At 65.7% G+C, this 17,968-nt stretch carries 20 protein-coding genes; 2 read left to right on the forward strand and 18 right to left on the reverse strand.

From position 1 onward, the window contains the following. Positions 1–41: 41 nt before the first annotated feature. From ZRA01_RS01560 to ZRA01_RS01615, 12 genes are all read right to left on the reverse strand, one after another. Positions 42–536: a glutathione peroxidase gene (locus tag ZRA01_RS01560; RefSeq protein WP_141348998.1), complete on the reverse strand. Its 495-nt coding sequence runs from the start codon at positions 534–536 to the stop codon at positions 42–44. Positions 537–540: 4 nt separating this feature from the next. Further along, entirely contained in the window at positions 541–735 is a 195-nt protein-coding gene (gene iscX, locus ZRA01_RS01565) for a Fe-S cluster assembly protein IscX (RefSeq protein ID WP_141348999.1), read from the reverse strand. After that, positions 735–1,076, reverse strand: coding sequence for an ISC system 2Fe-2S type ferredoxin (gene fdx / locus ZRA01_RS01570; protein ID WP_141349000.1), 342 nt, complete (start codon positions 1,074–1,076; stop codon positions 735–737). Before fdx ends, iscX begins: the two co-directional genes overlap by 1 nt. Before the next feature lie 18 nt (positions 1,077–1,094). Next, positions 1,095–2,963 (reverse strand): Fe-S protein assembly chaperone HscA, encoded by a 1,869-nt coding sequence (gene hscA / locus ZRA01_RS01575; RefSeq protein ID WP_141349001.1) that lies wholly within the window; start codon positions 2,961–2,963, stop codon positions 1,095–1,097. After that, positions 2,963–3,493: a Fe-S protein assembly co-chaperone HscB gene (gene hscB / locus ZRA01_RS01580; RefSeq protein ID WP_141349002.1), complete on the reverse strand. Its 531-nt coding sequence runs from the start codon at positions 3,491–3,493 to the stop codon at positions 2,963–2,965. The genes hscA and hscB overlap by 1 nt, the downstream gene beginning before the upstream one ends. A 1-nt stretch (position 3,494) precedes the next feature. Further along, positions 3,495–3,818 carry an iron-sulfur cluster assembly protein IscA gene (gene iscA / locus ZRA01_RS01585; RefSeq protein WP_141349003.1) on the reverse strand — a complete coding sequence of 108 codons (324 nt, stop codon included), beginning with the start codon at positions 3,816–3,818 and terminating at the stop codon, positions 3,495–3,497. Between the two features lie 13 nt (positions 3,819–3,831). Further along, positions 3,832–4,215, reverse strand: a complete 384-nt coding sequence (iscU, locus tag ZRA01_RS01590; RefSeq protein ID WP_141349004.1) for a Fe-S cluster assembly scaffold IscU — start codon at positions 4,213–4,215, stop codon at positions 3,832–3,834. A 13-nt stretch (positions 4,216–4,228) separates the two neighbouring features. Then, entirely contained in the window at positions 4,229–5,440 is a 1,212-nt protein-coding gene (locus tag ZRA01_RS01595; protein ID WP_141349005.1) for an IscS subfamily cysteine desulfurase, read from the reverse strand. Positions 5,441–5,484: 44 nt separating this feature from the next. Next, complete coding sequence (locus ZRA01_RS01600) at positions 5,485–6,636, reverse strand: cysteine desulfurase family protein (protein ID WP_141349006.1); 1,152 nt, start codon at positions 6,634–6,636, stop codon at positions 5,485–5,487. A 16-nt stretch (positions 6,637–6,652) separates the two neighbouring features. After that, positions 6,653–7,141, reverse strand: coding sequence for a Fe-S cluster assembly transcriptional regulator IscR (gene iscR / locus ZRA01_RS01605; protein ID WP_141349007.1), 489 nt, complete (start codon positions 7,139–7,141; stop codon positions 6,653–6,655). Between the two features lie 92 nt (positions 7,142–7,233). Further along, positions 7,234–7,998: a serine O-acetyltransferase gene (cysE, locus tag ZRA01_RS01610; RefSeq protein ID WP_141349008.1), complete on the reverse strand. Its 765-nt coding sequence runs from the start codon at positions 7,996–7,998 to the stop codon at positions 7,234–7,236. A gap of 102 nt (positions 7,999–8,100) precedes the next feature. Beyond that, on the reverse strand, positions 8,101–8,823 hold the full coding sequence (locus ZRA01_RS01615; RefSeq protein WP_141349009.1) for an RNA methyltransferase: 723 nt from the start codon (positions 8,821–8,823) through the stop codon (positions 8,101–8,103). A 77-nt stretch (positions 8,824–8,900) separates the two neighbouring features. On the opposite strand from ZRA01_RS01615, the gene ZRA01_RS01620 reads away from it, so the two are divergent. Further along, the gene (locus tag ZRA01_RS01620) at positions 8,901–9,713 is read left to right on the forward strand and encodes an inositol monophosphatase family protein (RefSeq protein WP_141349010.1); all 813 of its coding nucleotides are present in this window, start codon (positions 8,901–8,903) and stop codon (positions 9,711–9,713) included. An 8-nt stretch (positions 9,714–9,721) separates the two neighbouring features. Continuing rightward, the gene (locus ZRA01_RS01625) at positions 9,722–10,333 is read left to right on the forward strand and encodes an arylesterase (RefSeq protein ID WP_141349011.1); all 612 of its coding nucleotides are present in this window, start codon (positions 9,722–9,724) and stop codon (positions 10,331–10,333) included. A gap of 9 nt (positions 10,334–10,342) precedes the next feature. On the opposite strand, the gene ZRA01_RS01630 is transcribed toward ZRA01_RS01625, so the two are convergent. From ZRA01_RS01630 to infB, 6 genes are all read right to left on the reverse strand, one after another. Continuing rightward, positions 10,343–10,894 (reverse strand): class I SAM-dependent methyltransferase, encoded by a 552-nt coding sequence (locus tag ZRA01_RS01630; protein WP_141349012.1) that lies wholly within the window; start codon positions 10,892–10,894, stop codon positions 10,343–10,345. A gap of 158 nt (positions 10,895–11,052) precedes the next feature. After that, on the reverse strand, positions 11,053–13,149 hold the full coding sequence (gene pnp / locus ZRA01_RS01635; RefSeq protein WP_141349013.1) for a polyribonucleotide nucleotidyltransferase: 2,097 nt from the start codon (positions 13,147–13,149) through the stop codon (positions 11,053–11,055). A 192-nt stretch (positions 13,150–13,341) separates the two neighbouring features. Beyond that, positions 13,342–13,611, reverse strand: coding sequence for a 30S ribosomal protein S15 (gene rpsO, locus ZRA01_RS01640; RefSeq protein WP_141349014.1), 270 nt, complete (start codon positions 13,609–13,611; stop codon positions 13,342–13,344). A 75-nt stretch (positions 13,612–13,686) separates the two neighbouring features. Continuing rightward, a complete protein-coding gene (gene truB / locus ZRA01_RS01645; protein WP_141349015.1) occupies positions 13,687–14,604 on the reverse strand; it encodes a tRNA pseudouridine(55) synthase TruB in 918 nt (305 codons plus the stop codon). Positions 14,605–14,660: 56 nt separating this feature from the next. Beyond that, on the reverse strand, positions 14,661–15,071 hold the full coding sequence (rbfA, locus tag ZRA01_RS01650) for a 30S ribosome-binding factor RbfA (RefSeq protein WP_141349016.1): 411 nt from the start codon (positions 15,069–15,071) through the stop codon (positions 14,661–14,663). A gap of 3 nt (positions 15,072–15,074) precedes the next feature. Continuing rightward, positions 15,075–17,960, reverse strand: a complete 2,886-nt coding sequence (gene infB, locus ZRA01_RS01655; RefSeq protein ID WP_141349017.1) for a translation initiation factor IF-2 — start codon at positions 17,958–17,960, stop codon at positions 15,075–15,077. Positions 17,961–17,968: the final 8 nt, after the last annotated feature.

Consider the following 17,968-nt stretch of genomic DNA (forward strand, 5'->3'; position numbering starts at 1 on the left):
GGGGCCGCGCACGACTGCGGTGCCCTGCCCGGCAGCCCACGCTACAGCAAGGCTTCGATGTCCCGGACCAGCGCGGCGGGCGAGGTGGTCGGGGCATGGCGGCTCACCGGGCGGCCGTTGCGATCGACCAGAAACTTGGTGAAGTTCCACTTGATGGCCTCGGACCCGAGCACGCCGGGCAAGGCGGCGGTGAGGTGGTGGAACAGCGGGTGCGCTCCGCTGCCGTTCACATCCACCTTCTCGGCGAGAACAAAATCAACGCCGTAGTTGCGCTGGCAAAAGCCGGCGATCTCGGCGGCGCTGCCAGGCTCCTGGGCCCCGAACTGGTTGCACGGAAAGCCGATCACCACCAGCCCGCGGGGGCCGTAGGTTTCGTGGAGCCTTTGCAGGCCGGCGTACTGGGGCGTGAAGCCGCAGTGGCTGGCGGTATTGACGATCAACAGCACCTTGCCGGCAAAGTCGGCAAGGTGAAGGGGCGCGCCAGCCAGCGTACGCGCCTCGAAGGCATGAACACCGTGGGCCGGCCCGCCGTCCATCGCCCTACTCCACTTCCTCGATCCAGGCCTGCTGGATGGCTTCAAGGATGCGTTCGCCGCAGTGCTTGGGGTCGTCGTCGAACTCAGGGAGCGCCATCACCCAGCGCATCAGGTCGACAAAATTGAGCTTGGTCGGGTCGACGTCCGGGTGGGCGTCGGCCAGCTGGATGGCGATTTCCTGAACTTCTACCCATTTCATCAGTGCTTGCCCTCCCGGGCCATGTTGATGGAGTACTTGGGGATCTCGACGGTCAGCGGCGTGTCGGCCACCACTGCCTGGCACGACAGGCGCGAGTTGGGCTCCAGGCCCCAGGCCTTGTCGAGGAGGTCTTCCTCGAGTTCCTCCGCCGCCTCAAGGCTGTTGAAGCCCTCGCGCACGATCACGTGGCAGGTGGTGCAGGCGCAGGATTTCTCGCAGGCGTGCTCGATGTCGATGCCGTTGGCGAGCAGGGTGTCGCAGATGGTCTGGCCGGGTTCGGCCTCGAGCACGGCGCCCTCGGGGCACAGCTCGACGTGGGGAAGAACGATCAGTGTGGTCATCTTGGGGTTTGTCCGGCGTCAGATCCGGAGTTCGTCGATCTTGTGGCCCGCCAGCGCGCTGCGGATGCTCTTGTCCATGCGCCGCGAGGCGAACTCGTTGGAGGCGCGATTGAAGGCTTCGAGCTGCAGCTTGATGGCTCGCACCTCGTTGCCGGCGGCGGCATCGCGCAGCGCACCGAGGGCGCTGTCGAGGGCCGCACGCTCGGGCTCATTGAGCAGGTCGCCGTCGGTGAGCAGGGCTTTCTCGGTGGCCTCGATGACCCGCGCCGCTTCGACCTGCTGCTCGGCCAGCCCGCGCCGCTCCATGTCGGCCTGGGCGTGCTCGAAGCTCGCCTTGAGCATGCCGGCCACCTCGTCGTCGGCCAGGCCGTAGGACGGCTTGACCTCGATGCGGGCCTCGACGCCGGTGGTGACCTCGCGGGCCGACACCGACAGGAGGCCGTCGGCGTCCACCTGGAAGGTCACGCGGATGCGTGCCGCGCCGGCGACCATGGGCGGGATGCCGCGCAGCTCGAAGCGCGCCAGCGAGCGGCAATCGGCCACCAGCTCGCGCTCGCCCTGCACCACGTGGAAGGACATGGCGGTCTGGCCGTCCTTGAAGGTGGTGAAGTCCTGGGCACGGGCGGTGGGGATGGTGGAATTGCGCGGGATGATCTTCTCGGCGAGGCCGCCCATCGTCTCGATGCCGAGGGACAGGGGGATCACGTCGAGGAGCAGCCACTCTTCGTCGGCGGCCCGATTGCCGGCCAGCACGTTGGCCTGCATCGCGGCGCCGATGGCGACCACGGTGTCGGGGTCGAGGTTGGTGAGCGGAGTCTGGCCGAAGTACTCGCCGACGGCCTTCTGCACATGCGGCATGCGCGTGGCGCCGCCGACCATCACGACGCCCTTGACGTCTTCCGGCGAAAGGCCCGCGTCACGCAGGGTCTTCTTGATCGGGCGGAGGGTCTTTTCGACGAGCGGGCGGGTCATCTCGACAAAGACTTGCTGGTCGATGACCAGGTCCACCTCGTCACCGCTCTCGAGGCTCAGGCGGATCGGCACGGATTCGTCGAAGCTCAGGCGTTCCTTGACCTCGCGGGCCTTCATCAGCAGGCGGCGCGAATCGCGGTCGGACGGCAGCGAGATGCCCGCGTTGTCGAGAATCCAGCAGAACAGGCGGTGGTCGAAGTCATCGCCGCCGAGGGCCGCGTCGCCGCTCGTCGCGACGACCTCGAAGATGCCTCGGGAGAGCCGCAGCACCGAGATGTCAAAGGTGCCGCCGCCCAGATCATAGACGGCATACACCCCCTCGGAAGCGTTCTCGAGCCCGTAGGCGATGGCCGCCGCGGTCGGCTCGTTGAGGAGGCGCAGCACGTTGAGGCCGGCCAGCCGGGCGGCGTCCTTGGTGGCCTGACGCTGGGCGTCGTCGAAGTAGGCCGGCACCGTGATGACCGCACCGGTGAGCTCGCCGCCCAGGCTGCGCTCGGCGCGCAGGCGAAGATCCTTGAGGATCTCGGCGGAGACTTCCACTGGGCTCTTGACGCCCTGCACGGTACGCAGGCGCACCATGCCGACGGCGTCAACGAAGTCGTAGGGCATGGTGTCGACGTGGGCGACGTCCTTGAGGCCGCGGCCCATGAAGCGCTTCACCGAGATGATGGTGTTGCGCGGATCGGTGGCCTGGGTGGCCTGGGCCTTGCGGCCCACGACGATCTGGCCGTCCGGCAGGTAATGCACCACGGAGGGCAGCAGCAGCTTGCCGTCGTCGTCCTGCAGGCACTGGGGCACGCCGTTGCGGACGGTGGCCACCAGCGAGTTGGTCGTGCCCAGGTCAATGCCCACCGCCAGCCGGTGCTGGTGCGGCGCGGTGGACATGCCCGGTTCAGAAATTTGCAGCAGAGCCATCAGGATTCCAGCGCCGTCAAGGCGTCATTGATTTCGTGTTGCAGCTTCTCGAGGAATTTCATGCGGCGCACGCTGTCGGCGGCGCCTTCGAGGTCAGCCGTCTCGTCGAGCTGGCGGGCGAGCTCGGCCTCGAGCGCCCGCGTGCCCTGGCGGAGCCGGCGGGAGAGCTCGTCGAGGGCGTCCTCGTCGGCGGCATCGGTGGCTTCGCCCAGGGCCTCGCGCCACTCCATCTGCTCCATCAGGAAGTCGGGCGCCATCGCGGTGTTGGTGTCAAAACCCGGGTCGACGCCCCGCAGCTCAAGCAGGTAATGGCCGCGGGTGAGCGGGCTCTTGAGGGTGCGGAAGGCTTCGTTGGCGTGGGTGGCCCACTGCATCGACAGGCGTTTTTCGGTGTCGGACAGATGGGCGAAACGGTCGGGGTGCACCCTGGCCTGGATGTCGATGTAGGCCTGCTCCAGCCTCTCCATGTCGATGGAGAAGGCCGGAACAAGGCCGAACAACGCGAAGTAGTCCTGCTTGAGGTCGATCATCTCAGACGGTGAAGCTCTCGCCGCAGCCGCACTCGCCCTTCACGTTCGGGTTGTTGAACTTGAAACCTTCGTTGAGGCCTTCGCGCACGAAGTCGAGTTCGGTGCCGTCCATGTAAGGCAGGCTCTTCGGGTCGAGCAGAACCTTGAGGCCGTGGGATTCGAAGACCACGTCGTCGGCCAGCACCTCGTCGGCGAACTCGAGCTTGTAGGCCATCCCGGAACAGCCCGACGTGCGCACGCCGAGGCGGATACCGACGCCCTTGCCGCGCTTGGCGATGAAGTTACCGATGTGGGTTGCAGCCTTGTCGGACAGGGTTACTGCCATGATCGGGCTCCTTTCAGCCGTTGTGCTTCTTTTTGTAGTCCTCGACCGCCGCCTTGATGGCGTCTTCGGCCAGGATCGAGCAGTGGATCTTCACCGGCGGCAGCGCCAGCTCTTCGGCGATGGCGGTGTTCTTGATGTCGAGGGCCTGGTCGAGGGTCTTGCCCTTGACCCACTCGGTGACCAGCGAGCTGGAGGCGATCGCCGAGCCGCAGCCGTAGGTCTTGAACTTGGCATCCTCGATGATGCCGTCCTTGCCGACCTTGATCTGCAGCTTCATCACGTCGCCGCAGGCCGGCGCGCCGACCATGCCGGTGCCGATGCCGTCGTCTTCCTTGCCGAAGGCGCCGACGTTGCGGGGGTTTTCGTAGTGGTCGAGGACCTTTTCGCTGTATGCCATGTTTGCTCTCCTGTCAGTGGGCTGCCCACTGCACGGTGTTCAGATCGATGCCTTCCTTGTACATGTCCCAGAGGGGCGACAATTCACGGAGCTTGCCGATCTTTCTCTGCAGCAGGTCGATTGTATAGTCGATCTCCTCGACCGTCGTGAAACGGCCCAGGGTGAAGCGGATCGAGCTGTGCGCCAGCTCGTCGTTGCGGCCCAGCGCCCGCAGCACGTAGGACGGCTCGAGGCTGGCCGAGGTGCAGGCCGAACCGCTGGAGACCGCCACATCCTTGATGGCCATGATCAGGGATTCGCCTTCAACGTAAGCAAAGCTGATGTTGAGGTTGTGGGGCACGCGGTGCGCCATGTCGCCGTTGACGAACACTTCCTCCATCTGCGAGAGGCCCTTGAGCAGGCGGTCGCGCAGTTCGCCGACGCGCTTGTTCTCTTCAGCCATCTCGAGGCGGGCCAGGCGGAAGGCTTCGCCCATGCCGACGATCTGGTGGGTGGCCAGGGTGCCGGAGCGCAGGCCGCGCTCATGGCCGCCGCCGTGCATCTGGGCTTCGAGGCGGACGCGGGGCTTGCGCCGCACGTAAAGGGCGCCGATGCCCTTGGGGCCGTAGGTTTTGTGGGCGCAGAAAGACATCAGGTCGACTTTGAGCTTGGCGAGGTCGATGTCGACCTTGCCGGTGGCCTGGGCCGCATCGACGTGGAAGATGACGCCCTTCTCGCGGCAGATTTCGCCGATCTCGGCGATCGGCTGGATCACGCCGATCTCGTTGTTCACGAACATCACCGAGACCACCACTGTGTCGGGGCGGATGGCCGCCTTCAGCACCTCGAGGTCGATCAGGCCATTTTCCTGGACGTCGAGGTAGGTGGCTTCGAAGCCTTCCCGCTCGAGTTCGCGCACGGTGTCGAGGACGGCCTTGTGCTCGGTCTTGACGGTGATGATGTGCTTGCCCTTGCCGGAGTAGAAATGCGCCGCGCCCTTGATCGCCAGGTTGTTGGACTCGGTGGCGCCGGAGGTCCAGATGATTTCCTTGGGGTCGGCGTTAACGAGCTTGGCCACCTCTTCGCGGGCCTCCTCGACGGCCTTCTCGGCGGTCCAGCCGAAGGGGTGGCTGCGGGATGCCGGGTTGCCGAACAGTTCCGTGAGATAGGGAATCATCTTCTCGGCCACGCGGGGGTCCACCGGCGTGGTCGCGGAGTAATCCAGGTAGATCGGGAACTTGAGCATCTTAGTCTTCTCCGTGCTGCAAAAAAGTGTCTGTCCTGTAAACCTCAGACCGCCACCGCGGCCAGGGTTCGCAAGCTGGCGAGATTCTCGCCGAGCGTTTTCAAAAATCCGTCGATGTCCTGCTCGCTGCTGCCCGCACCGAGGCTGACGCGGATCGCCGCACGGGCCAGGCCCGCCTCGACGCCCATCGCCATCAGCGTGTGGGACGGCTCGGGGTTGGCGCTCGAGCAGGCCGAGCCGCTGGCCACCGCAAACCCGGCCCGGTCGAGCTTGCCGACCAGGGTTTCGCCGTCGATGCCGGCCAGCGCAAAGAAACTGGTGTTGGGCAGGCGCGGCGCGGCGGCCGAAAAAATCTGCGCGCCCATCTGCGCAAGCCCGGTCTCGAGGCGCTCGCGCAGCGCGCCATGGCGCCGGGCACGCTCTTCGATCCCGGCGGCAGCCAGCTCGCAGGCCTTGCCGAACCCCACAATGGCCATCACGTTCTCGGTGCCGGAGCGGAGGTTACGCTCCTGCCCGCCGCCGGCGCTGAGGGGCGCGAGCTCGACACGCTTGTCGACGATCAGCGCCCCGGCCCCCAGCGGGCCTTGAATCTTGTGGGCCGACAGGCTGAGGCCATGCACGCCCAGGCCCCGGAAATCCAGCGGGATCTTGCCCAGCGCCTGCACCGCGTCGCAGTGCATCCAGCCGCCGCCGGCCCTGACCTGGGCTGCCAGCGCAGGGATGTCCTGCAGCACACCGGTTTCGTTGTTGGCCAGCATCACCGACACCAGCTTCGGCTTGTCGGCCATCAACCGGGCAAAAGCGGGGATGTCGATCCGGCCTTCAATGTCGACCGCGATCTCGGCGAAGCGCCAGCCGCTCTTGACGAGTTGCCGCGCCGGCTCCCGCACGCAAGGGTGCTCGACCGCGCTCACCGCCACCAGGCCAGGCTTCTGCACGGCTGCGGCGCCCTTGATGAACAGGTTGTTGGCTTCCGACCCACCACTGGTGAAGATCACCTCGGTCGGGTGGGCATTGACCGCCGCCGCCACCTGGGCGCGCGCCTCGTCGATGGCCTTGCGGGCCGCGCGGCCGTATTCGTGCCGGCTAGAGGCGTTGCCGTAGCGCTCACCCAGCCACGGCAACATCGCTTCGCGGACAGCCGCATGGAGCGGCGTCGTGGCGTTGTGGTCGAGGTAAACAGGGGCGAACATCATTGCTCTCCGGCGTGACTCAGGCGATGAGCACCGGCTTGCCACCGTTGCGGGTGGCGCTGGCGGCACGCTCGTCGTGAAGCACGGCGTGCTGCGCGACCTTGCGGCGCTGCTGCTCGACCAGGCTGGCGAGGGTCACCGAGTGCAGGTATTCGTACATGCGGCGGTTGAGATTGGTCCACAAATCGTGGGTCATGCAGACGTGGGCGTCGTGGCAGTTTTCCTTGCCGCCGCAAGAGGTTGCATCGAGGGGCTCGTCGACCGCCGCGATGATGTCGGCCACGGTGATCGCCGCCATGTCACGGGCCAGGGCGTAACCGCCACCAGGGCCACGCACACTGCTGACGAGCTCGAAACGGCGCAATTTGCCGAAGAGTTGCTCGAGATAGGAAAGGGAGATCTTCTGGCGGTCGGCGATACCAGCCAGCGTGACCGGGCCGTCGGCACAACGCAAGGCCAGATCAATCATTGCCGTGACGGCAAAACGACCTTTGGTAGTGAGTCTCATGGCAGCTCCGGGGGCAGGCTGGTAAGCAATAATAGTTGAACGTTTCAGTCAAGAATACCAAACCCGACCAATTCGATCAACTATTTTGCGGCTCAGTCCACCATCTTCCCGAGGCCTTTGGGATCAAAGGAATCCGCCGCCCGCACGGCGCCGTCGACGGCGATGCCAGCCTCGGCCAGCCGGGCGATGAGGATGCCGATGCGCCGGTCGGTCTCGACGGCGTGATCGAGGAGGCCGTGCAAGGCCTTCGAGACCGGGTCGTCGAGGTCGCGGGTCACGCCGTAGGCGGTGAAGCCCATCTGCTCGGCCTTCGCCTCCCGTGCCCGCGCTGCATCGTCGATGCTGGCGTCGATGATGCGCGCCGGGTTGCCCACCGCGGTCGCCCCGGCCGGCACCGGCTTGACCACCACCGCGTTGGAGCCGACCTTGGCGCCGTCGCCCACCTCGAAGCCGCCCAGCACCTTGGCCCCGGCGCCGATCACCACCCCGCGCCCGAGGGTCGGATGGCGCTTGGTGCCGCGGTAGAGCGAGGTACCCCCGAGGGTGACGCCCTGGTAGATCGTGCAGTCGTCGCCGACCTCGGCGGTCTCGCCGATCACCACGCCCATGCCGTGGTCGATGAAGACCCGCCGGCCGATGGTGGCGCCCGGATGGATCTCGACACCTGTCAACATGCGCCCCACATGGCTGGTGAAGCGCCCCACCCAGCGGAACCCACGCCGCCAGGCAGCGTTGGCAAAACGGTGCAGCCACAGGGCGTGCATGCCCGGATAGCAGGTGAGAACCTCCCACCTGGAGCGTGCCGCCGGGTCATGCTGAAGCACATTGGCCACGTCTTCACGCAGACGACTGAACATGAGAGAGAACTCCCGAAAATGGATCGCTGTTTTCCCGCTCCGCTGCCGGACACGCCGTGCGCGGAGCTGATTTGTTATCGTTTAATTTCCGACTATTTTAGTCTACTTCTTTTCGAAGGCGCTCAACATCCCGCGCAGAATGTTGATCTCGTCCTTCTCGAGCCGAATCCGCCCGAACAGGCGCCTGAGGCGCGGCCACAGGCGCTTGGAGTTGGTGGGGTTGAAGAAGCCGCTGGCGGTGATCGCCCGGTCGAGGTGAGCGTAGAAGCCCTCGATCTGCTCGTGGGTGGCCGGCTCGAACTCGATGCCGGGCGCCGTTCCGGGGTCGAGGGCAGCCATGCGGAGCTCGTAGCACAGCACCTGCACCGCAGCCCCGAGGTTGAGGGACGAATAGGCCTCGCTCACCGGGATCTTGACGGGCATGTGGCACAGGGCCACGTCGTCGTTGGAGAGGCCCTTTGTCTCGTTGCCGAAGACCAACGCCACATCACCGAAGGTGGCCCGCCCGACGATTTCGCCGGCGGCTTCTCGCGCCCACTTCATCGGCACGGCCATCTCGCGCTTCCTGGCCGTCATGGCCGCGGCGAACACCGTGCCTTCGAGCGCCTCGGCGAGGCTCCCGACAACCCGCGCATTGGCGAGGATGTCGTCGGCGCCCGCCGCCCGGGCGGTGGCCACGGGATCGGGGAAGAATTGGGGATCAACCAGCACCAGCTGCGACAGGCCCATGGTTTTCATGGCCCTGGCCGCCGCACCGATGTTGCCAGGATGGCTGGTTCGGGAGAGGACGACACGCACGCGCCCAAGCGCGCCATCGAGGTTCATATTAAAATATGTGGTTTTCCGAATTAGTGGTCGACCGACGGGCCGTTTGTGCCCGGGCCGGCAAGCCGCCAGACACCATGCACCCCACTCTGAACATCGCAATCAAGGCCGCACGCCGTGCCGCCACCGTCATCAACCGGGCCGCCCTCGACGTGGACCTGCTCCGCGTTGAAGCCAAGCAACCCAATGATTTCGTGACGGAAGTCGATCGGGCGGCCGAAGAGGCCATCATCCAGGTGCTGCGCGAGGCCTACCCGAGCCACAGCATTTTAGCAGAAGAGTCCGGCGAGACCGGCCCGGCCACCGACACCGACACCGAATACCAGTGGATCATCGACCCGCTGGACGGCACGACCAACTTCATCCACGGCTTTCCCCAGTACGCGATCTCCATCGCCCTGGCGCGAAAGGGCGTGGTCAAGCAGGCCGTCGTCTTCGACCCGAACCGCAACGAGCTGTTCACCGCCTCCAAGGGCGGCGGCGCCTTCCTCAACGACCGCCGCATCCGCGTCTCCAAGCGCCTGCGCCTCGCCGACGCCCTGATCGGCACGGGTTTCCCCTATCGCCAGTTCAGCAACGTCGACACCTACCTGGCGATCTTCAAGGAACTCACGCAAAAAACCGCCGGCCTGCGTCGTCCGGGCGCCGCGTCCCTCGACCTGGCCTACGTGGCAGCCGGCCGTCTCGACGGCTTTTGGGAATTCGGCCTGTCGCCCTGGGACATGGCCGCCGGCAGCCTCCTGATCAGCGAAGCAGGCGGCCTGGTGAGCGACCTGTCCGGTGAATCCGACTACCTCACCACCGGCAACATCATTGCCGGCACCCCCAAGGTCTTCCCGCCGCTGATGCAGGTCGTCCAAGGCCACTGCGGCGACAAGCTGCGGGCCTGATCGCGGCGATGTTCCGCACCCTCCTCGGCGCCGCGCTCACCAGCCTGCTGCTCGTTTGCAGCAGCGCCTGGGCCGGCACGGTGCTGGTGTGGGGCGACAGCCTGTCGGCCGGCTACGGGCTGCGCCAGCAGCAGAGCTGGCCGGCACTGCTCGGTGAGCGGATCAGCGCAGCCCGGCTCCCCCACAAGGTAGTGAACGCCAGCATCAGCGGCGAGACCACCGCGGGTGGTCTGGCGCGTCTGCCGGCCGCACTCGAAACCCACAAGCCGTCGGTCGTCGTCATCGAACTCGGCGCCAACGACGGGCTGCGCGGCCTCCCCGTAAAGGCGATGGCCGCGAATCTGCAGGCCATGGTCGACGCCAGCCGCAAGGCCGGCGCGCAGGTACTGCTGGTCGGCATGCGGATGCAGCCCAACTACGGCCCCGACTACACTGCCCGCTTCGAGGCGGTATTTCGCGATCTCGCTAAAACCAACCGCCTGCGTCTGGTGCCCTTCATGATGGAAGGCTTCGCCGATCAGCGGCACTACTTTCAGGCCGACGGCATCCACCCGGTGGCCGAAGCCCAGCCACTCATACTCGACACGATCTGGCGCGAACTGAAACCCCTGCTCCGCTGAAAAAGCCGCTCAGGGCAGGCGCAGTCCCGGGTTGTGCCCTTTCACGGCGCAGATGCGCTGGACCACCGCAGGCTTCGGCTCTGCGACCTCCCCCTGCTCGTACGCCAGCACCGTGCAGGCGTCGGCCACAGTCTCCAGCAACTCGTGGGAACGCAGCAGGAAATCCGGATTGCTCGGTTTGCCAAAGCGCTCGTTGCCGACCATGAAGGTCTCGTAGATCAGCACGCCCCCCGGATTGAGCGCCGTGAGCAGCAAGGGCAGACGCGGCCGAAAGAGGTAGTTGGTCACCACGATTCCGTCGAAGTGCTGGCGGGCGTAGGGCCACGGGCCGTTTTCGAGATCCACCTCGCGAACCTTGAGGTGCGGCACGCCGGCCAGCAGCTCCAGCGCCACCGCGTCCCGGTCGGCGGCCTCCACCCGGAAGCCCCGGCTGACCAGCCAGCGGGCATGTCGCCCGCTCCCGCAGGCAAGATCGAGCACCTCGCCACCAGCGGCAATGAGCGGCGCAAAGCGCGTCACCCACGTCGAAGGTGTAGTCGAACCCGCATGGCGCAAAGGCATTCCGCTCTCCCTGTCTGATTGATTTTGAAACCGCTGCAAACGCCCTGAGTGTGAGGCTGATCGTCCGGCGGGGTTCCGGAAAAATGGCCGGCAATCAAAAAACGGGCGCAAAAAAACGGGCGCCTGGGCGCCCGCTTTCAGTAAGGCCTAAGCGAGGATCACTCGGCCTTTTCGTTCAGCAGCGCCTTCATCGACAGACGCACACGGCCCTTCTCGTCGGTCTCGAGCACCTTGACGCGGACGACCTGACCTTCCTTGAGGTAGTCGGACACGGCGTTGACGCGCTCGTTGGCGATCTGGGACACGTGCAGCAGGCCGTCGCGGCCCGGCATGATGTTGATGATCGCACCGAAATCGAGGATGCGCACGACCGGGCCTTCATAGACCTTGCCCACTTCCACCTCGGCGGTGATTTCCTCGATGCGCTTCTTGGCCACCTGGGCGCCCTCGGAGCTCACGGAGGAGATCGTCACGTTGCCGTCGTCGGTGATCTCGATGACCGTGCCGGTTTCTTCCTGCAGGCCACGGATCACGGCGCCGCCCTTGCCGATCACGTCGCGGATCTTCTCGGGGTTGATCTTGAGGGTGATCATGCGCGGCGCGAAGGTGGACACCTCTTCGCGGGCACCTTCCAGGGAGGTCTTCATCAGACCCAGGATGTGCATGCGGCCTTCCTTGGCCTGGGCCAGGGCAACCTGCATGATCTCCTTGGTGATGCCGAGGATCTTGATGTCCATCTGCAGCGCAGTGACACCCTTCTCGGTACCGGCGACCTTGAAGTCCATGTCGCCCAAGTGATCTTCGTCACCCAGGATGTCGGTGAGCACCGCGAAACGGCCGCCGTCCTTGATGAGGCCCATGGCGATGCCGGCCACGGGGGCAGACAGCGGAACGCCGGCGTCCATCATGGCCAGGGAGCCGCCGCAGACGGAAGCCATCGAGCTGGAGCCGTTGGACTCGGTGATCTCGGACACCACGCGCACGGTGTAGCTGAACTCTTCCTTGCTCGGCAGCACGCCGGCCAGCGCGCGCTTGGCCAGACGGCCGTGGCCGATCTCGCGGCGCTTGGGCGAGCCGAAGCGACCGCATTCGCCGGTGGAGAACGGGGGGAAGTTGTAGTGCAGCATGAAGCGCTCGCGGTACTCGCCGGCGACCGCGTCGATGATCTGCTCGTCGCGGCCGGTGCCGAGGGTGGTCACCACCAGGGCCTGGGTCTCGCCGCGGGTGAACAGCGCGGAGCCGTGGGTGCGCGGCAGCACGCCGACACGGATGTCGATCGGGCGGACGGTGCGGGTGTCACGGCCATCGATGCGCGGCTCACCGCTCAGGATGCGGCCACGGACCACCTTCGATTCCAGATCGAAGATGATGTTGTTGACGGTGTTCTTGTCGAACTCACGGCCGTCGGCGGCAAGGGCTGCATACACCTCGTCGGAGATGGCCGACAGCTGCTGGGAGCGCGCCTGCTTGGCGGTGATGCGGAAGGCTTCCTCGATCTTGGCACCGGCGACTTCGGTGACGCGGGCGATCAGGGCTTCGTCCTTGGCCGGAGCCTGCCAGTCCCACTCGGGCTTGCCGGCCATATCGACCAGCTCGTTGATGGCGGTGATCGCGGCCTGCATCTGGGTGTGGCCGAAGACCACACCGCCCAGCATCACGTCTTCCGGCAGCTCGAGGGCTTCGGATTCGACCATCAGCACGGCACTCTCGGTGCCGGCCACGACCAGGTTCATCTGGCTGGTCTGCAGCTGGGTGGCGGTCGGGTTGAGGATGTACTGGCCGTTGGCGTAACCCACGCGGCAGGCGCCGATCGGGCCGGCAAACGGGATGCCGGCGATGGCGAGGGCGGCCGAGGCGGCGATCATCGCGGGAATGTCGGCGTCGACTTCCGGGTTCAGGGAGACGACCTGGGCGATGACCTGCACTTCATTGTAGAAGCCGTCCGGGAAGAGCGGGCGGATCGGACGGTCGATCAGGCGGGAGGTCAGGGTCTCTTTTTCGGTCGGGCGGCCTTCACGCTTGAAGAAGCCGCCGGGGATGCGACCGGCTGCGTAGAACTTTTCGACGTAATCAACGGTGAGCGGAAAGAAATCCTGGCCCGGCTTGGCGTTCTTGGCGGCCACCACGGTGGCCAGCACAACGGTGTCGTCCATATTGATGAGCACGGCGCCATGAGCCTGACGGGCGACTTCGCCGGTCTCCATGATCACGGTATGGGAGCCGTAGGTGAAACTCTTCTTGATTGCGGTAGGCAAAGGATGTCCTTTCATTCAATCGGCTGACGGCAAACTACAACCGTGCACTCAGCCGAGGTAACGCGCCGTTTCGTGGCGCACAGATGTGACAAAGCCGGCGAAGCCACGCGGACTTACACCGGCTGTGCCCATGATCAAGCCTGCGCGAAATGCGGCAGGGTTGTCACGTTCGGTAGAGCGTGCTCTGGCCGATTACTTACGCAGACCGAGGCGAGCGATCAGCTCACGGTAGCTATCGACATTCTTGCGCTTCAGGTAGTCGAGCAGCTTGCGACGCTGGCTCACCATCATCAGGAGACCACGGCGGGAGTGGTGATCCTTGACGTTGGCCTTGAAGTGGCCGGTCAGATCGTTGATGCGGGCGGTAAGCAGAGCGACTTGCACTTCCGGAGAACCGGTGTCGCCCTTGGCGCGCTGGTAGTCGCCAACGATTTGCGCTTTTTGTTCAGTGGAGATTGCCATTGTTTAACTCGGTTAGGATTTAGCCTTGCGAAGCGCGCCATTATATCGAACGCAAGGCGGGTTGCTCAAGACATTTCATCGATTTCCCGTCGCAACCAGGCGCGTGGGGATCAGCTCCCCCTCCTCGCCGTAGGTCGCGACCCCGAGGAAATGTTCCCCTTCATACGCCCGGACCATGCATCCAGGCTCGCCACTACAGCCCTGCACCGGCTGTCCGTGGGTCAGACTGCGGGCCTGAGCCGCGTCGAGCTGCAACACGGGCAAATGCACCAACAGCGCGTCCACGGGCGCCAGGCGGCCATCCCGCTCCTCGGCCGGGACGGCCTCAAAATCAGCCAGCGGCAGCGACACATCCAGCCCGAACGGGCCGATCTTCGTACGCCGCAGCGCCGTGAGGTGGGCACCGCAGCCGAGCAGCGCCCCGAGGTCGGAGGCCAGCGTGCGCACGTAAGTGCCCTTGCTGCATTCAACCCGAACCTTCAGGCTGTCGCCATCACGTTCGAGCAATTCGAAACGGTAGATCGTGACCCGACGTGGCTCCCTCGGGATCTCGATGCCTTCCCGGGCGTACTCGTAGAGCGCCTTGCCGTGGTGCTTGAGGGCCGAGTACATGGGCGGCACCTGCTCGATCTCGCCCCGCAGGGTGGCAATCGCTGCCTCGATGGCCGCATCACTCACATCCACCGGGCAACAGGCGAGCACCTCACCCTCCGCATCGGCGGTGGTGGTGGTGACGCCCAGCAGCACGGTCGCGTCGTAGGCCTTGTCGGCGTCGAGCAACGTCTGCGAAAACTTGGTCGCCTCGCCGAAGGTGAGCGGCAACAGGCCGCTCGCCATCGGGTCGAGGGTGCCGGTATGCCCGCCCTTCGCCGCGCTCAGCAGCCAGCGGGCCTTCTGGAGCGCATTGTTGGAGCTGATGCCGACCGGCTTGTCGAGGAACAGCACGCCGTCGACGATGCGGCGCGGCGTGCGGCGCTGGGGAGGACGGGACAAACGAAGGCTTCCTGAACGGGCGACGCCTGCGCGCCGCCACTGTGATCAAAGAACGCTCAGCTGGCAGGATCGGTGTCTGGCTTCGCGCCTTCACCGCCCTCTTCCGCGTTGTGACGATCGGCTTCGATCGCCTTGTCGATGAGGGCCGAGATGCGGTTGCCGTTCTCGACCGACGGGTCGTAGTGGAAATGCAGCTCGGGCAGCGTGTGAATGCGGATACGCTTGCCCAGCTCGCGGCGCAAGAAGCTGCTGGCACGGCGCAGGCCGCGCTGGATCTCGTCGAGCCCTTCCTGGCCCGTCATCGAGGTGAAATACACCTTGGCGTGGGCGTAGTCGGGCGTGATCTCCACGTCGGTCAGGGTGATGAAACCGACGCGGGGGTCTTTGAGCTCCAGGCGGATCAGCTCGGCCAGTTCGCGACGGATCTGCTCCGCCACGCGCTGGCCACGGGAAAACTCCTTGGGCATGGCTTACAGAGTCCGCGCGATTTCCTGGATTTCGAACACTTCGAGCTGGTCGCCTTCCTGGAGATCGTTGAAATTACGGACCTGCAGGCCGCACTCGTAGCCGAACTTGACTTCCTTGACGTCGTCCTTGAAGCGCTTGAGCGACTCGAGTTCACCGCTGTGGACCACCACGTGGTTGCGCAGCACACGGACCAGCGCGTTGCGCTTGACGATGCCTTCGAGCACGTAACAACCCGCGATCGTGCCGACCTTGGAGATGGTGAAGACCTGGCGGACCTCGACCATACCCAGGACCTGCTCGCGCTTCTCGGGGGCCAGCATGCCGGACAGGGCGCTCTTAACCTCATCGACGGCGTCGTAGATGATGTTGTAGTAGCGCAGATCGACGCCGAAGGTCTCGGCCAGCTTGCGGGCATTGGCATCGGCACGGATGTTGAAGCCGATGATGACCGCGCCGGAGGCCTGGGCCAGGTTGACGTCGGACTCGCTGATCGCGCCGACACCGCCGTGGATGACCTGCACCCGGACCTCGTCGGTGGACAACTTGACCAGCGAGTGGGCCAGCGCCTCCTGGGAGCCCTGCACGTCGGCCTTGATGATCAGCGGCAGGGTCTTCACCTCGCCCTCGCCCATCTGTTCGAACATGCTCTCGAGCTTGGCCGCCTGTTGCTTGGCCAGCTTGACGTCGCGGAACTTGCCCTGACGGAACAGGGCGATTTCGCGAGCCTTGCGCTCGTCGGCCAGCGCCACCACTTCGTCGCCAGCACCCGGCACATCGGCCAGGCCGAGGATCTCGACCGGGATCGACGGACCGGCTTCGTCGATGGGCTTGCCGTTTTCGTCGAGCATGGCACGGACACGACCGAAGGTCGCACCGGCCAGCACCACGTCACCGCGACGGAGGGTACCGGACTGGACCAGCAGCGTCGCCACCGGGCCGCGACCCTTGTCGAGGCGGGCTTCGATGATGAGGCCCTTGGCCATGGATTCCTTCGGGGCCGTGAGTTCGAGCACTTCGGCCTGCAGCAGGATGCCTTCGAGCAGGTTGTCGATGCCCTGGCCGGTCTTGGCCGAGACTTCAACGAACATCGTGTCGCCACCGTAGGCTTCCGGAACCACGCCTTCGGCGATCAGCTCCTGACGGACGCGCTCGAGGTTGGCACCCGGCTTGTCGATCTTGTTGACCGCCACGATCAGGGGCACTTCGGCCGCCTTGGCGTGGTGGATGGCTTCCTTGGTCTGCGGCATCACGCCGTCGTCGGCCGCCACCACCAGCACGACCAGGTCGGTCGCCTTGGCGCCACGGGCACGCATCGCGGTAAACGCTTCGTGGCCCGGGGTGTCGAGGAAGGTCACCATGCCACGCTCGGTTTCGACGTGGTAAGCACCGATGTGCTGGGTGATGCCGCCCGCTTCGCCCGCAGCCACCTTGGCGCGGCGGATGTAGTCGAGCAGCGAGGTCTTGCCGTGGTCGACGTGGCCCATGACGGTGACGACCGGAGCGCGGGGCTCCAGCGCGACATCCTTGTGCTCGACGTTCTCCTCGAGGAAGGCATCGGGGTCGTCCAGCTTGGCGGCGAGCGCCTTGTGGCCCATTTCCTCGACGATGATCATCGCCGTGTCCTGGTCCAGCACTTGGTTGATGGTGACCATGGTGCCCATCTTCATGAGGGCCTTGATGACCTCGGTGGCCTTGACCGCCATTTTGTGGGCCAGATCGGCCACGGAGATGGTCTCGGGCACATGCACTTCACGGACGATGGGCTCAATCGGTGCGACGAAGGCCGGGCTGTCCTGGTGGCGACCACCACGACCGCCGCTGCGACCACCGCCGCGCCAGCCACCGGCACCACCGGTGGTGTCGCCGCGGGTCTTGATGCCGCTGCCGCGACGCTTGGTATCGGCCGCCGCATCCTTGCCGACGACCTTCTTGGCGTCCTTGCGGGCACCCTTGTCTTCGGGCTTGGCCGGCTTGTGGAGCGTACCCGTCTTGGGCGCAGCCTCTTCAGCCTTGGCCTTCTCGGCCGCAGCGGCACGCGTCTTTTCGTCTTCGGCGCGCTGCAGCATGGCGGCGCGGGCACGGGCTTCACGCTCCTGCTTTTCCTTGAGGTCGGCAGCCTGACGTGCCTGCAGCTCGGCGTGGCGCTGGGCCTCGCGTTCCCGGGACGCCTTCTCTTCGGCGCTCAGGATGGAGCCGCCCGCCACGACACGACGGACCGGCGCAGGGCGCTGCTCGGATTTCGGTGTTTCAGCCTTTGGAGCCTCGGCCTTCTGTGCGGCCGCCTTGGTGACCTCCGGCTTGGCCGGCTCGGCCTTGACGGGTTCAGCCTTGACGGGTTCAGCCTTGACCGGCTCGGGCTGGGGCTCGGGCTCGATGACCGGAGCGGGCTCCGGTGCAGCCTCGACGACCGGAGCGACTTCGGGCTCCGGCTGCGGAGCGGGCTCGACGGCCGGCACGGCCTCGACGACCGGCGCTTCGGCGACCACCTCGGGCACGACGGCCTCGATGACGGGCTCCGGCACGGGCGCCGCCACGGGCTCTGCAGCGGCGACGGGCGCCGCAGCAACGGCGGACTCGGGCACCAGGGCCTCATCACGCTTGACGAAAACGCGCTTCTTGCGCACCTCGACCTGCACGGTACGTGCGCGGCCGGTGGAGTCGGTCGCCCGGATCTCGCTGGTTTCCTTGCGCGTCAGGGTGATCTTCGACTTTGCTGCCGTATCACCGTGGGCACGGCGCAAAAAGTCGAGCAGTCGGGTCTTGTCTTGCTCCGACAGCAGATCGGTTTCCCGGGCTTTATCCACGCCAGCCTTCTGCAACTGCTCGAGCAATACGGAGGCCGGCATTTTGAGCTCGCCGGCAAATTGTGTAACGGTTGTCTGTCCCATCTTGAACC

It is taken from the genome of Zoogloea ramigera (genome assembly GCF_006539865.1).
GTDB lineage: Bacteria > Pseudomonadota > Gammaproteobacteria > Burkholderiales > Rhodocyclaceae > Zoogloea > Zoogloea ramigera.

What these genes read in the sequence shown, in the direction of transcription:
- ZRA01_RS01560 (WP_141348998.1), bottom strand. Translation starts at nt 536, where the DNA reads ATGGACGGCGGGCCGGCCCACGGTGTTCATGCCTTCGAGGCGCGTACG.
- iscX (WP_141348999.1), bottom strand. Translation starts at nt 735, where the DNA reads ATGAAATGGGTAGAAGTTCAGGAAATCGCCATCCAGCTGGCCGACGCC.
- fdx (WP_141349000.1), bottom strand. Translation starts at nt 1,076, where the DNA reads ATGACCACACTGATCGTTCTTCCCCACGTCGAGCTGTGCCCCGAGGGC.
- hscA (WP_141349001.1), bottom strand. Translation starts at nt 2,963, where the DNA reads ATGGCTCTGCTGCAAATTTCTGAACCGGGCATGTCCACCGCGCCGCAC.
- hscB (WP_141349002.1), bottom strand. Translation starts at nt 3,493, where the DNA reads ATGATCGACCTCAAGCAGGACTACTTCGCGTTGTTCGGCCTTGTTCCG.
- iscA (WP_141349003.1), bottom strand. Translation starts at nt 3,818, where the DNA reads ATGGCAGTAACCCTGTCCGACAAGGCTGCAACCCACATCGGTAACTTC.
- iscU (WP_141349004.1), bottom strand. Translation starts at nt 4,215, where the DNA reads ATGGCATACAGCGAAAAGGTCCTCGACCACTACGAAAACCCCCGCAAC.
- ZRA01_RS01595 (WP_141349005.1), bottom strand. Translation starts at nt 5,440, where the DNA reads ATGCTCAAGTTCCCGATCTACCTGGATTACTCCGCGACCACGCCGGTG.
- ZRA01_RS01600 (WP_141349006.1), bottom strand. Translation starts at nt 6,636, where the DNA reads ATGATGTTCGCCCCTGTTTACCTCGACCACAACGCCACGACGCCGCTC.
- iscR (WP_141349007.1), bottom strand. Translation starts at nt 7,141, where the DNA reads ATGAGACTCACTACCAAAGGTCGTTTTGCCGTCACGGCAATGATTGAT.
- cysE (WP_141349008.1), bottom strand. Translation starts at nt 7,998, where the DNA reads ATGTTCAGTCGTCTGCGTGAAGACGTGGCCAATGTGCTTCAGCATGAC.
- ZRA01_RS01615 (WP_141349009.1), bottom strand. Translation starts at nt 8,823, where the DNA reads ATGAACCTCGATGGCGCGCTTGGGCGCGTGCGTGTCGTCCTCTCCCGA.
- ZRA01_RS01620 (WP_141349010.1), top strand. Translation starts at nt 8,901, where the DNA reads ATGCACCCCACTCTGAACATCGCAATCAAGGCCGCACGCCGTGCCGCC.
- ZRA01_RS01625 (WP_141349011.1), top strand. Translation starts at nt 9,722, where the DNA reads ATGTTCCGCACCCTCCTCGGCGCCGCGCTCACCAGCCTGCTGCTCGTT.
- ZRA01_RS01630 (WP_141349012.1), bottom strand. Translation starts at nt 10,894, where the DNA reads ATGCCTTTGCGCCATGCGGGTTCGACTACACCTTCGACGTGGGTGACG.
- rpsO (WP_141349014.1), bottom strand. Translation starts at nt 13,611, where the DNA reads ATGGCAATCTCCACTGAACAAAAAGCGCAAATCGTTGGCGACTACCAG.
- rbfA (WP_141349016.1), bottom strand. Translation starts at nt 15,071, where the DNA reads ATGCCCAAGGAGTTTTCCCGTGGCCAGCGCGTGGCGGAGCAGATCCGT.
- infB (WP_141349017.1), bottom strand. Translation starts at nt 17,960, where the DNA reads ATGGGACAGACAACCGTTACACAATTTGCCGGCGAGCTCAAAATGCCG.